13 protein-coding genes are annotated in these 12922 nt (G+C 54.7%); 11 read left to right on the top strand and 2 right to left on the bottom strand.

Annotated features, from left to right (window positions below; all coding sequences use genetic code 11):
- Positions 1 to 21: 21 nt before the first annotated feature.
- On the bottom strand, positions 22 to 1005 hold the full coding sequence (locus tag ACJO5Y_RS06445; protein WP_406985601.1) for an aldo/keto reductase: 984 nt from the start codon (positions 1003 to 1005) through the stop codon (positions 22 to 24).
- A 167-nt stretch (positions 1006 to 1172) separates the two neighbouring features.
- Between ACJO5Y_RS06445 and ACJO5Y_RS06440 the strand changes: the two genes are divergently transcribed.
- From ACJO5Y_RS06440 to ACJO5Y_RS06415, 6 genes are read left to right on the top strand one after another with little or no spacing between them, the layout of a single operon-like run.
- A complete protein-coding gene (locus ACJO5Y_RS06440) occupies positions 1173 to 2303 on the top strand; it encodes an ABC transporter substrate-binding protein (RefSeq protein WP_406985600.1) in 1131 nt (376 codons plus the stop codon).
- A 9-nt stretch (positions 2304 to 2312) separates the two neighbouring features.
- Positions 2313 to 3185, top strand: a complete 873-nt coding sequence (locus ACJO5Y_RS06435) for a branched-chain amino acid ABC transporter permease (protein WP_406985599.1) — start codon at positions 2313 to 2315, stop codon at positions 3183 to 3185.
- A gap of 9 nt (positions 3186 to 3194) precedes the next feature.
- On the top strand, positions 3195 to 4076 hold the full coding sequence (locus ACJO5Y_RS06430) for a branched-chain amino acid ABC transporter permease (RefSeq protein WP_406985598.1): 882 nt from the start codon (positions 3195 to 3197) through the stop codon (positions 4074 to 4076).
- The gene (locus ACJO5Y_RS06425; protein WP_406985597.1) at positions 4073 to 4891 is read left to right on the top strand and encodes an ABC transporter ATP-binding protein; all 819 of its coding nucleotides are present in this window, start codon (positions 4073 to 4075) and stop codon (positions 4889 to 4891) included. The genes ACJO5Y_RS06430 and ACJO5Y_RS06425 overlap by 4 nt, the downstream gene beginning before the upstream one ends.
- Positions 4892 to 4893: 2 nt before the next feature.
- Positions 4894 to 5604, top strand: coding sequence for an ABC transporter ATP-binding protein (locus ACJO5Y_RS06420; protein WP_406985596.1), 711 nt, complete (start codon positions 4894 to 4896; stop codon positions 5602 to 5604).
- Positions 5604 to 7202 (top strand): AMP-binding protein, encoded by a 1599-nt coding sequence (locus ACJO5Y_RS06415; RefSeq protein WP_406985595.1) that lies wholly within the window; start codon positions 5604 to 5606, stop codon positions 7200 to 7202. Before ACJO5Y_RS06420 ends, ACJO5Y_RS06415 begins: the two co-directional genes overlap by 1 nt.
- A 19-nt stretch (positions 7203 to 7221) precedes the next feature.
- Here the strand turns inward: ACJO5Y_RS06415 and ACJO5Y_RS06410 are convergent, their stop codons facing one another.
- On the bottom strand, positions 7222 to 8118 hold the full coding sequence (locus ACJO5Y_RS06410; RefSeq protein ID WP_275705136.1) for a LysR family transcriptional regulator: 897 nt from the start codon (positions 8116 to 8118) through the stop codon (positions 7222 to 7224).
- Positions 8119 to 8496: 378 nt separating this feature from the next.
- Between ACJO5Y_RS06410 and ACJO5Y_RS06405 the strand changes: the two genes are divergently transcribed.
- The 5 genes from ACJO5Y_RS06405 to ACJO5Y_RS06385 all read left to right on the top strand — a co-directional run bounded on the left by ACJO5Y_RS06405 (position 8497) and on the right by ACJO5Y_RS06385 (position 12896).
- Positions 8497 to 9387 (top strand): MBL fold metallo-hydrolase, encoded by an 891-nt coding sequence (locus ACJO5Y_RS06405; protein ID WP_406985594.1) that lies wholly within the window; start codon positions 8497 to 8499, stop codon positions 9385 to 9387.
- A 200-nt stretch (positions 9388 to 9587) separates the two neighbouring features.
- Positions 9588 to 10250 (top strand): 3-oxoacid CoA-transferase subunit A, encoded by a 663-nt coding sequence (locus ACJO5Y_RS06400; protein ID WP_406985593.1) that lies wholly within the window; start codon positions 9588 to 9590, stop codon positions 10248 to 10250.
- A 35-nt stretch (positions 10251 to 10285) separates the two neighbouring features.
- A complete protein-coding gene (locus ACJO5Y_RS06395) occupies positions 10286 to 10954 on the top strand; it encodes a CoA-transferase (RefSeq protein ID WP_406985592.1) in 669 nt (222 codons plus the stop codon).
- Between the two features lie 2 nt (positions 10955 to 10956).
- Positions 10957 to 11238 (top strand): muconolactone Delta-isomerase, encoded by a 282-nt coding sequence (catC, locus tag ACJO5Y_RS06390; protein WP_406985591.1) that lies wholly within the window; start codon positions 10957 to 10959, stop codon positions 11236 to 11238.
- A gap of 305 nt (positions 11239 to 11543) precedes the next feature.
- Positions 11544 to 12896, top strand: a complete 1353-nt coding sequence (locus ACJO5Y_RS06385; protein WP_406985590.1) for a short-chain fatty acid transporter — start codon at positions 11544 to 11546, stop codon at positions 12894 to 12896.
- The last annotated feature ends 26 nt before the right edge of the window (positions 12897 to 12922 follow it).

Genomic DNA, 12922 nt, shown 5'->3' with positions numbered 1-12922 from the left:
TTCCCGTCTTTTGCCGTTATTTCAGATGTGCCCGGCCACCTTGTGGGGCACATAGTGGGCCTCCAGCGAGGCCTTTTCGTCCTCGCTCAGGTTCAGTTCCAGCGCGGCAAGCGCCTCTTCGAGATGGCCCGGCTTGCTGGCTCCGATGATGGGAGCAGTGACGACAGGGTTGGACAATACCCACGCCAGTGCCACCCGCGCCATGGACGTGCCGCGGTTGTCGGCCACTTCACGGAGGGCCGCGATCACAGGCTGGTCAATATCACTGCCGAGGCGCCATTTGCGGGTATTCTCGTCCGTGCGTGCCCGGGCGGTCTCACCGCCCTCTCCCTGGACAGTTTTTCCGGCCAGGATCCCCCGGGCCAGCGGACTCCACGGAATCACGCCGATGCCCTGGTCTGCACACTGGGGTAACATTTCCCGCTCTTCTTCCCGATAGATCAGGTTGTACATCGGCTGCATGGTCACGAAGCGGGTCCAGCCATGCTTTTCGGCAGTGAACTGCGCTTTGGCAAATTGCCAGGCAAACATAGACGATGCGCCGATGTAACGTGCCTTGCCAGCCTTCACAATATCGTGAAGCGCCTCCATGGTTTCCTCGATGGGGGTGTGGTAGTCCCAGCGGTGGATCTGATAAAGGTCAACGTGATCGGTACCCAGTCGCCGCAGTGAGCTGTCGATGGCAGCCATGATGTGTTTTCTCGACAGGCCCCGGTTGTTAGGGCCTTCCCCCGTGGGATTGAATACTTTGGTGGCAATGACCACGTCCTCGCGTGGCGCGTAATCCAGTAATGCCTTGCCTACAACACGCTCCGATTCCCCCAAGGAATACATGTCAGCGGTATCAAAAAAGTTGATGCCAGCATCCAGCGCCTGCTTTATAAACGGCCGGCTGGCCTGTTCGTCCAACACCCACTCCCGCCACTGCGGCGAGCCGTAGGTCATGGTGCCGAGACACAGTGCGGAGACGTTCATGCCGGTGGTTCCAAGGCGGCGGTAGTTCATGGTTCTGCTCCTTTATATATGACTCAAACAAGAGTAGATGAAAGGACCGTTACTTGGGCCTGGCTTTTATTCATATTGTGTTAACGGGGTCTTAATAAATGGCGAATTGTGCGTTGCTGAATCAGTGGTAGGTTTGATCAGGACAACAACAATTCCGAGGACAGCTTATGTTACGCAAGACACTTTCTTCCATTACTTTCGCTATAGGGCTTGCTTCCGCTGTGTCAGTACAGGCGGATGGCATCGAAATTGGTGCAGTCTTTCCGCTCAGTGGACCTAATGCCACCTACGGCGACATTTTCATGTCGGGCGCAGACCTGGCGGCCAGGCATGCCACCGAAGACGGGATGTTGTCAGGTGATCTGAACATTCTGTACGAGGACAGCCAGGCCTTGCCCCAACAGGGCGTTGTCGCGATGAACAAGCTGGTCAATGTTGAGGGCGTTCCCTATGTGCTTTCGGCTTTCACCGGGGTCTCCAAGGCAATTTCCACGCTGGCTCAGCGCAGCCAGACGGTGGCGGTAAATGGCGGTGGTGTTGGCCCTGATCTGGCGGAGTTGGGCGACTATTTCTGGAACGTTATCCCTCTGGCGAACAATGAAGTAGGAGCATTGGCCAGGTATGCCGTGAACGACCTGGGCCATAAACGGTTCACCCTGGTGTATGTCGATGATCCGCTTGGGGAGTCGATTCTTAACGAATTGGAAAAAACCTTGCCCCCACTGGGTGCCGAGCTAGTGGAGTCTCATTCCATTGCTGCTTCAGCTCAACAGTTTAGCGGGGTGGCGGCACGGGTTCGCAGCAGCAATCCGGATGTGGTCTATGTGGCCTCCTACGGGTCCCAGCAACTGCAGATCGTTAAACAGTTGCGGGATAATGGTGTAAAGGCGCGGATCGCCAGTTACTCAGCGTTCTCGGTTCCTGAGCTGCAAGAGCAGGAAGAAGCCCAGGGGGCGTTGTTTACGACCCAGAGCATTGACTGGGACTCTGAAGACCCGGTCACCAAACGTTTTGTAGACGATTACCGGGCGGAGCATGACGAGAACCCGACTTCCTACATTGCCAACTACTACAACGCCGTAAGGGTGTTTGCTCTTCTTGCCCAGGCTCTGGAGGATCAGGGTAAAGAGATTACGGGCGCCAATCTGCTGGCCCAGCGTAAGGCGACAGAGACCTTTGAGCTGGTCGGTGGCGAGGTTTCCTTCCAGGAGAATGGCACCCTGTTGGCGCCGATCCAGGTACTCGAGGTAGACGGTTCCGGCAGTGGCAAGGTGGTCTCTGTCAAGGCTGCGGAGTAAGGGGCTGTCATGTTGTTTCTACAACTTCTTGCCAACGGTTTGCAGGTGGGGGCGATCTACGCCCTCACGGCGGCCGGCTTTTCGCTGATCTTTGGTTCTACCAAGATATTCCATTTTGCCCACGGTGCTACCTTCGCTATTGCCGCCTACCTGTTCCACTTCGCGTTGGCCGGGCTGGGTTTGCACTGGACCTTTGCGGTCGCGGTGGCAGCATTCAGTGCGGTGCTGTTCGGTGTGCTGCTGGATCGCTTGATGTACGCGCCGATTCAGCGCCACGAAGGTTCATTCTTCACCGTGTTCGTGGCCTCCTTTGGTATCGGTATTGTGGTGCAAAACCTGCTCGGTAGTGTGTTCGGGCGGGGCTTCATGTCTGTTGCCACACCCCTGAGCAACTCTGTGGAGGTCATGCCGGGGCTTTACCTGTCGCCACTGAACGGGCTGGCCATTGTGTGCGCCATTGTCTGCTTCGTGGCGCTGCACTTCTTCCTGACCCGCACCTTTGTGGGCAAGGGGTTGCGAGCCCTGAGCGAGAATCCGGAACTGGTGCGTATGTTCGGGCTCAGTCCTCGTCGGCTGTCCACTTACGCCTTTGCCCTTGGTTCCCTGCTGGTGGTGCCTGGTGCCATCTTCACGGCCGCTGGTACCGGTATCAATCCGGCTGTTGGCCACCACGTCATGTTGATCAGCCTGGCCGCGACCATTGTAGGCGGTATTGGCAGCCTCCGTGGCGCTGCCTGTGCCGGCCTGCTGATCGGTGTGGCAGAGAACCTGGCGTTGTGGAAGCTGGGCACCCAGTGGAGCGAAGCCATGACCTTCGCGATCCTGTTCTTCTTCATCATTTTCAAACCGTCCGGTTTCTTTGGGCGGGCTGCGGTTTCGTGAGGCGCTGACATGACGGCTTATATACTGAACTTGCTGGTCCTGATCTCGGTTTACGCGATCCTCTCGACCACACTGAATTTCATTATCGGCTACGCCGGTATCTTCTCTCTGGCGCATGCGGTGTTCTTCGGAATTGGTGGCTATACCGCAGCCCTGGTGGCAATGAATGTGACCCCGGAGTTTTTTGTGGCCATACCCGTTGCCATGGGTGCTGCTGCTATAACGTCCCTGCTGCTGGCGCTGCCCGCGCTACGGGTACGGGGCGAATACTTTGTGGCGGCCTCCCTGGGGCTACAGGTGCTGGCGGTAACTGTGTTCTCTGAGTGGAAGAGTTTTACCGGCGGTATTGGAGGCGTGATCGGGATTCCCACTGTAGAGCTGTTTGGTTATCCGGTTTACAAACCCTGGCAGTTCCTGCTGATGTCCATGATTTGCCTGGTAACTATTATCGTTATTACCCGAACTCTGGTGCACACCAGCTTCGGCCGCAGTCTCAAAGCATTGCGGGACAGTGAATCGGCCGCATTAGCGTCCGGCAAGAACATAACGGTGATCAAGACTCTCTCCGTTGTACTGTCTTCGTCGCTGGCAGCGGCTGCCGGTGCACTCTATGCCTTTTACATGAGCTTTATCAATGTCGAGAGCTTCATGCTGGATACCTCGGTGCTGGTGATGGCTATGGTCATTATTGGAGGCACCGCCACTATATTGGGTCCGCTGTTGGGCGCGGCATTGTTGATGCTCATTCCCAGCGCCCTGACTTACTTGTCATTCCTGCCCCAGACTGAAATCGGTTCCATTCAGCAGATGGTTTACGGCATGGCCATGGTGTTGCTGATGATTTTCCGCCCTGGCGGCATTGTGAGTTCACACCCGGGAGGTAGCAAATGAGCACGCAGTTAAATATAGCTCAGGAGACCGCAAAGCCTGTTCCCGGTTCCGGCTTTACAGGGTCTACGGATGACCAGGATGTGTTGCTGGAGATCAGTAACCTGAGTAAGAACTTTGGTGGTCTGCAAGCAATTGATGATGTTTCCCTGAATCTGCGGGCGGGCATCATCACCACCCTGGTCGGCCCAAACGGAGCCGGTAAAACCACCTTGTTCAATATGATTACCGGGCACATCTCTCCCACCGAAGGTGATGTGCGCTGGCAGGGCGAATCGGTCATTGGCAAGGCGCCCTGGAAAATTGCCAGACAAGGGATTGCCAGGACCTTTCAGGATCTTCGGCTGTTTACCCACATGACGGTGGAAGAAAACATCCTGACCATGATGGAGCCGGGTTCCTGGCTCTGGCAGCCTGGCGGAAAATCCCGCAAGGCCAGTCGATACGACAAAGTCAGCCAGATTCTCGAGAGAACCGGGCTGACCGACAAGCGCCACACCCGTGCGCTTGATCTGGCCTACGCGGAGCGCAAGTTCCTGAGCCTTGCCCGCATCATGGCGACGGACTCCCGTTTGTGGCTGCTGGACGAGCCGGCATCCGGGCTTGATCCCAACTCCTATAACCTGTTCCTGAGGTTGCTTCGCGAAGAAGTCAAAGAGGGTATTACCGTCTGCATCATCGAGCACAACCTGGACATTGTGGTGAACATTTCGGACCGCATTGCTTTCCTCGACCAGGGCAAATTGCTGGCTGACGGTGAGCCGGAAACTATCCTGAACGACCCGGCTCTGGCCGCCATTTACTTCGGGGAGAGATAACCATGACAGACAAAATACTCGAGGTTGAGAATCTGGTGGTCGGTTATGGTGGCCGCCCCGTTCTGACGGACATCAATATTGACGTCAACGACAACGAAGTGCTGTGCCTGATCGGTCACAACGGCGCGGGCAAATCCACGCTGCTCAAATCCATCTTTGGTCTGGTGCCTCACGAAGGTGGCCGCATTGTGTTCAATGGTAAGGCGGCAGTCACGGAGCCCCGGGCCATGACCATGGCCGGTATGTCCCTGGTGCCGGAAGGCCGTGGTGTGTTCCCCGGAATGACCGTGGAGGAAACCATGAGCCTGGGCATGTGGGCAGCCGGGGTTCCGGAAAAAGAGCGGGCGGACAGAGTTGATTGGGTGCTGTCGATTTTGCCGGTGATGAAAAAGTTCTACCAGACCCGGGCCGGCAATCTGTCGGGTGGTCAGCAGCAGATGGTCTCTATTGGCCGGGCGCTGCTGAGCCGCCCTCGCTGCTTGTTGATGGACGAGCCTTCCATCGGCCTGGCGCCAAAGCTGTTCCAGGATCTCTGCGGTCCGATCCGCGAACTGCAGCAGAAAACCGGGATGTCGATCCTGCTGGTGGAGCAGAACGTCAAGGAAGCCCTGAAGATTTCCGACCGGGTAGTGGTGATGAAGTCCGGGCAGATGACGTGGGAAGGCCAACCGGATGAACTGAGCGACAACAAGAAACTGATGGAACTCTACTGATGTCGAAGAAGCTGACATTGACCGCGTTGATGACAACGCATCTGGAGCAGGCGCCGGACTCTTGTGCCCTGGTGATGGGTGATCGTCACATCAGCTATGCCGAGCTGGATCGGATGGCGCGCTCAGCGGCTGCCTGGCTGCGTGGGCAGGGTATTGGCCAAGGCGACCGGGTGGCAGTATGGCTCGTCAACCGACCGGAGTGGTTGGCGCTGATGCTGGGGTTATCCCGCATCGGCGCAGTACTGGTGGCGGTGAATACCCGTTACCGCACGGCGGAACTGCAGCATATCCTGTCCGCTTCCGGAGCCCGTATGCTGATCATGCAGCCCCGCTTCCGGAAGATCGATTTTCAGGCGCTACTGGAAGATGTTGAGTCGGGCACAGTGCCGGATCTCGAAGCCATTGCGGTCCTTGAACCAGCCGCGGAGATGCCGCAGTTGGCCGGGTGTTCAACGCTGCCGTTCCCGGACCTGGACACTTCCAATGCGCCCGACATGGCTGACCACTCCAGCGAGAACGACCTGGCCATGCTGTTCACCACCTCGGGCACCACAAAACTGCCAAAACTGGTGATGCACACCCAGCATTCCCTTGCCAGCCACGCTGACTGCGTGGCCCGGGCATTCCGATTCGATCAGCCCGGCGCCGGCCTGCTTGCTCCCCTGCCATTCTGCGGAACCTTCGGGCTGGTACCGGTGATTACCGCACTGGCGGCAGGCACACCCGTCGCGGTAATGGAGACCTTTGATGCGAAACCTGCCGTTGAACTGATCCGAAAACACCAGCTGACCCACCTGTTTGGCAGTGATGAGGTGTATCGGCGCATTCTTGATGCCATGCCTGAAGACTCCAGGCTGGACAGTCTCCGGGTGTGTGGCTTTGCTGCGTTCCAGACGGGTGCAGAGGATCTTGTCAGATTGGCAGACGCCCGGGGCATCCCGTTGGCAGGTGTCTACGGCTCCAGTGAGGTGCAGGCCCTGTTTTCGATACAGACTTGGCAAGAGAGCGCGCAGGAGCGGTGCAGGGGGGGAGGATTTCCTGCCGACCCGAACGCACAGTTAAGGGTTCGCGATACCGAATCCAGTGAGTTACTGGCATCGGAACAGAGCGGCATTCTGGAAATTCTCGCCACGGGTAACTTCTCGGGGTATTTCAATGATCCGGGTGCCACCTCCGGGGTCATCGACCAGGATGGTTTCTTCTCTACCGGAGATATTGGCTACCTGCGAACGGATGGTTCATTTGTCTACCAGACCCGACAGGGAGATGCGATCCGCCTGAGTGGATTTCTGGTAAACCCGTCAGAAATCGAAGATGTGTTGAGGGGCTGCCCGGGTGTTGTCGAAGCTCAGGTAATTGGGGCGGACGTGGACGGCGTGCAGTCCTGTGTGGCGTTTGTGATTGCTGAACCGGATAGCGATGTGGATGCTGACGGTGTCCTTGCCTGGCTCAAGAACATCATCGCCCCGTTCAAGGTGCCAGCACGAATCTGGTTTCTGGACGCCTTCCCTGTCACTGAAAGTGCCAACGGCGTCAAGATTCAACGGGCGAAGCTGAGAGAAATGGCTGCCCGGCGTGATCGGAGTGTGAACATTTAATCTGATGTTGAACGTCAGTCTACAGATATCGCGACTGCAGGATTTCACAGAATTCACGGGCGAAAGTTGGAAGGGCTTCGAAATTTTCCGCGCAGAGCTGGAAATTACGCTCTGCCCAATTGTCGGTTAATTTGATCTGCTTGATATTGCGGGTGCCCTTGTGGCGGGCAAATCCCAGCTCAGGAATAATGGCGACACCCACGTTGGCGGCCACCATGCGATAGATGGCGTCGTAGCTCGCTACCTGAACACGAATGTTTAGCGTTGCATGCAGTTTTTCTGCTTCTTTCATCAGAAATTGGTGAATGGCTGAGCCTTCCAGTAGCGAGATCAGAGGATAGGGCAGGCATTCTTCAAAACAAATGTTGTCGAACTTGGCAATGGGATGGTCCATTGGGCAGATCACCACCAGACGGCTCCTGGCGAAAGGCAAGGTTTGCAAACCGGCGGTTATAACATTACCTGAGACGATGCCAAGATCTGCGCCACCTTCCCTGACCGTACGAACGATCTCTTCGCTGAGCTTTTCTTTCATTTCAACATGCACGTTGGGATGCGACTGCAGGTACTCGCCCAGGATATTGGGTAGCAGCTCGGTGATGGCCGTGGTGTTGGCGAGAAGTCTGAGCTGCCCGGTGATGCCGTGGGCAAATTCCTGAAGATCCCCACTGAGTACTTCCAGTTGTGAGGTGATTTTGCGCGCATGATGCAGGTAGACCTTACCCTCGTTGGTAAGCTTCACTCCCTGGGGATTTCGTTGTAGCAGCTTCAGTCCGAGATGGTCTTCCAGATTACGGATGCGGTTACTGGCTGCGGGGACAGACATGTGGCATTGCTCGGCGCCCCTGGAGAGGCTCTCAGACTCGGCGATCTTGATGAACAGCCGAAAATCCGTCAGGTCATACTTGATAGCCATTTTTACCCCGGTTATCGGAAATCACAATTGTTAAGCTAGAGGATTTCGATGGGTTTGGCCATAAGATGTTCCCGTGGCCCTGGGTTGAAGCTGCCGATGCTCAGGTTCGGGCCTCGTATAGGGGTATCGAAATTAAAAATATCAGAGTTTCTGGTGTGGTCTATTTATAATATGTTCAGTGAGTTTTAATGTTTGGTTAATAGCATTATGTGGCAGGCACAATGGTGGCGTTTTAAGGGATTGTTAAAGGTGGGTTTGGTTTTTTTGCATTGACATAATTGTTGTCGCTGAAAGATATTGAGCATTAATTGAATGTTCGTGGTTATTTCAATTGAGCGACTGAAATAACTATTACAAGTGATATTAAAGGTGACAGTTATGATTCAGACCCGAAAGATCGGTGATGCCAAGGTTACCAACGTTATCGAGTATTCAGGTCCCACCCACGATCCAGCCTTTCTGTTTCCTGAAGCAGAGCGTGCCGATATCGACCGGCTGGAGAGTGAAATGGCGCCCAACCATTGGGTGCCCCACATGGGTAAGCTGATCGTCACCATCCAATTCTGGATCGTTCAGACCGGCACAAGCATTATCGTAATCGATACCGGCGTGGGTAACTTCAAGCCCCGGGAAAGTATCCCCCGCATGCACATGCTTAACAGCCTCGTTCGTGAATGGCTGGTTGCCGCAGACGCAGCGCCTGAAGATGTCACTCATGTGGTGATTACCCACCTGCATGCAGATCATGTGGGCTGGAACACTACCTGGCAGGACGGTCGCTGGGTACCCACATTCCCCAACGCGACCTATCACTTCCCCCTGGATGATTTCAACTTTTGCAAGGAAGGCAAGAACAAAGAGCCAGGCGTTATTGACGTATTTGGTGACTCCTTTTTCGATAGCGTGATGCCAATTGTGGATGCGGGGCTGGCAAAAATGATGCGTCCAGGCGAAGAAATCGCCGACTGTCTGACAGTGCACTCTGCCGAAGGTCATAGCCCGGGCCAGGTAACCTTCCGCTTGGAATCCAAGGGTGAAGTAGGAATCTTTTGTGGTGATATTTTTCATAGCCCACTGCAGATCATGCGGCCCGAATTCAATTCTGGTTATTGCATCTGGCCGGAAAAGGCACGGGAAGTCCGTCTGAAAATGCTGAATGAAGCGGCTGACCAAGCCGCACTGCTACTGCCGGTTCACTTTGGCGCGCCGTATTGCGGATATGCACGCCGCCAGGGTGACGGCTTCCTGTTTGAGCCGGCGACCTGGTAGTCGCTCGCTGGATTACCCGACCTGAACAACAGGATAAGGCCACCACTTTGGGTGCGTTTGCCAATATTCGCGGCCCGGTAAAATACCTGAACTGCCCCTGAGTTGATTGCGCACCATTTTGACATCGTTAATTAAGTGTCAATTGAGTAAATAAATCTTCTGATTTGAATATTTGTTATTTGAAATGAAAAGGACAACCAATGATCAATAAACAGATTAGTGATCCTGGGGAAGCGATTTCCCGGATCAAGGATGGCGATACCATAGCCATCGGGGGCTTTGGTGGGGCCGGTTCTCCGAATGTACTGATCGATACGCTGATTACCCGCAGTGAAGCAAAAAACCTCACGATAGTCAGCAACAATGCGGGTCAGAATGAAGAGGGCATTGCTGCGCTGCTGAAGGCAGGCAAGGTAAGCAAAATTGTCTGCTCGTTTCCCCGCATGAAGAATGCCTGGGTTTTCGAGGAACTCTATCGTAAAGGCGAGCTGGAACTGGAACTGGTTCCCCAGGGTAATCTGGCAGAACGGCTGCGCGCCAGAGGTGCGGGTATCGGTGCATTTTTCACTCCGACCGGTTATGGGACAGTCCTGGCCGAAGGAAAGGAAACCCGCGAGATTGAGGGTGTTCACTATGTGCTGGAACATCCGATAAAGGTCGATGTGGCCTTGATCAAGGCCAAGGCCGCAGATCGATTCGGAAACCTCACCTACAACAAGACCGCTCGCAACTTCGGACCGGTTATGGCTATGGCTGCGGATATCACCATTGTTGAAGTCAGTGATGTGGTGGCGGCCGGCGAACTGGACCCGGAAGCTGTCGTGACCCCGGGTATCTATGTGGATCATTTCTTCAAAGTCTGAGCCCGCTTTCATGTTAGCGGTATAAGGTGTGAATAATGAATACAGAAGAGAAAATGGCGCTGGCTGGGCGAGTGGCTGCGGACGTACCGGAAGGTGCTTATCTGAACCTGGGGATCGGTTTGCCCACATTGGTGGCCAACCACCTGGGTGGCGAGGAGAAGGAGGTCATACTGCACACAGAAAATGGTGTGCTGGGCCGCTGGACAGACGCACCGGAAGGTGAGCAGGATCCGGATTTGATTAATGCGGGCAAGGTGCCCATCAAATTATTGCCCGGGGCGGCCTTTTTTCACCATGCAGACTCCTTCTCGATGATGCGTGGTGGTCATCTCGATATTTGTGTACTTGGAGCATTTCAGGTTTCTGCCAGAGGCGATCTGGCCAACTGGCATACCGGTGACCCCCAGGCAGTGCCGGCGGTTGGTGGCGCCATGGATCTGGCCATCGGAGCCCGACAGACTTTCGTGATGATGGATCACATGGATCGGGAGGGTAACCCCAAGATCGTACCTGAGCTGACCTATCCACCGACGGGGCTGGGCTGCGTGACCCGCATCTACACCAACATTGGAACGTTTGAAACCAGTCCGGACGGAAGCAAAGTGAAGGCTCTGTACATCGCTCCGGGGCTGACCCAGGAGCAAGTTCAGCGGCAGACCGGGGTGGAGATCGATTTCTCCCTCAACAAAACCCATGGAGAGTAACCATGCTATTTCTTGTTCAGATGAAAGTGAACCCACCGACCCACCTGGCTCCGGACGAGTTTGCGCGGATTAAGGAAGAAGAGAAGCAGCGCGCTTTGGATATCCAGCGCCAGGGGAAGTGGCCCCACCTGTGGCGGGTGACCGGCAAATATTCCAACGTAAGTGTATTTGATGTGGACTCGAACCAGGAGCTTCATGATCTGTTGACGTCTCTGCCGCTCTTTCCCTTTATGGACGTGAGCATCACCCCTCTGAATGCCCATCCAAGCGCACTGAGCGACTAATACGTATAGGTAATTCGGTTATATTGCTTCTTGCTCATGACTTGCGGGTAACTCATAACGGCTTACCCGCATCGGAATTTTGAGCACACCAAGCCCCTCTCCGATAGTTGACAGCTATCAGTAGGGCGGTCGCAAGGTCGCACTGCAACTCCTGACTAATCGAATAAGTGTTCTGGGTAACTGAAAGATCCCTTAACAAAAAATGAATTCTAACGGAACGTCCTAGACGCGAGTATTGCGATCAAAGAACCCGTGGGCTGTGATCACTCACCAAAGCGGCTAATACAAAAACCAAGGGGCACAGAATGAACACACTGGTTACCTTTTTCACCCAGCTTATGCACAGGTATATGCCGGATGCATTTGTTATTGCCATTGCTCTGACCTTAGTGACTGCGGGGCTGGCGGTCGTCGCGGAGGGCGCCTCAGTGGCAGAAGCTGCCACGCTCTGGGGTGATGGATTCTGGTCACTGCTATCCTTCGCCATGCAGATGGCTATCATATTGATATCCGGATATATGTTGGCGAAGACCCCGCTGGTGGATGGTCTGCTGGATAGAGTGACGAGCAAAGTGACGTCGCCTCGTAAAGCCGTAGTTATAGCTACCTTGGCAGGTGTTTTAGGTTGCTGGTTCAACTGGGGATTCGGTTTGATTGTGGGTAGTGTGGTGGCTCGCAAACTGGCCATTAATGTCAAGGGGCTGCACTTCCCATTGGCCATTGCTGCGGCCTATTCCGGTTTGTCCGTCTACGGCATAGGCATGTCTGGCACAGTTCCTCTACTGATTGCGACTGACGGTCACTTTCTGGAAAGCACCATGGGTATTATCCCTTTGACGGAAACCATTTTCTCGCCGTTGCTGTTGGGTACATCCCTTTTTGTGCTGATTACGCTACCCATCTTTAATGCCATGATGCATCCGTCTGATCCTGAGCACATTCGTGAGATTGATCGGGACGAAGTTGCTCGCAGGGATGCAGAGGCACACGCAAGGGAAGCAGGTAAGCCTGCTCACGGGGACAAGACTTTTTCCCAAAAAATGAATGACAGCCGTTTCTTTGGTATTGCCATCGGTCTTCTGGGGATGTTTTACCTATTTCTGTATGTGGAGGATGGCGGTTCACTGAACTTGAACAGTCTGAACTTTGCTTTCCTGTTCCTGGCCATTCTTTTGTTCGCCCGGGCATCGGCGTTTCTTGAAGCACTTAATGACGGTATCAGAACCGTCTCCGGCGTTATCATCCAGTACCCCTTCTACGCAGGCATCATGGGTATTCTTGTAGGCTCTGGCCTGATGATTTCTTTTTCTGATGTATTCGTTGGCTCTGCATCAGCGGCAACATTGCCTTTTTGGTCTTTTCTCAGTGGTGGTCTGATTAACATTCTGGCGCCTTCAGGTGGTGGCCAATGGGCTGTTCAGGGGCCAGTGATGATTGAGGCTGCCAAAGAGCTCGGGGCTTCCTATGGAGCGACAGCGGTAGCAGTACAGATTGGCGATCAATGGACCAATATGGTCCAGCCGTTTTGGCTGCTACCAGCGTTGGCGATCTCCGGACTCAAGCTTCGTGAGATTATGGGCTATCTGGTACTGATACTGGGCTACCTGGGTGTGGTCTTCGGCTCAACCGCACTCATTTGGGGCTACATGGCAGCCTGACCTCTTCTGTCACCAATCTGATGGCT

The sequence above is a fragment of the Marinobacter alkalisoli genome, assembly GCF_045449855.1.
Lineage (GTDB): Bacteria > Pseudomonadota > Gammaproteobacteria > Pseudomonadales > Oleiphilaceae > Marinobacter.
Note: the sequence above shows the minus strand (reverse complement) of the source record. Positions and strands in the feature narration are given on the sequence as shown.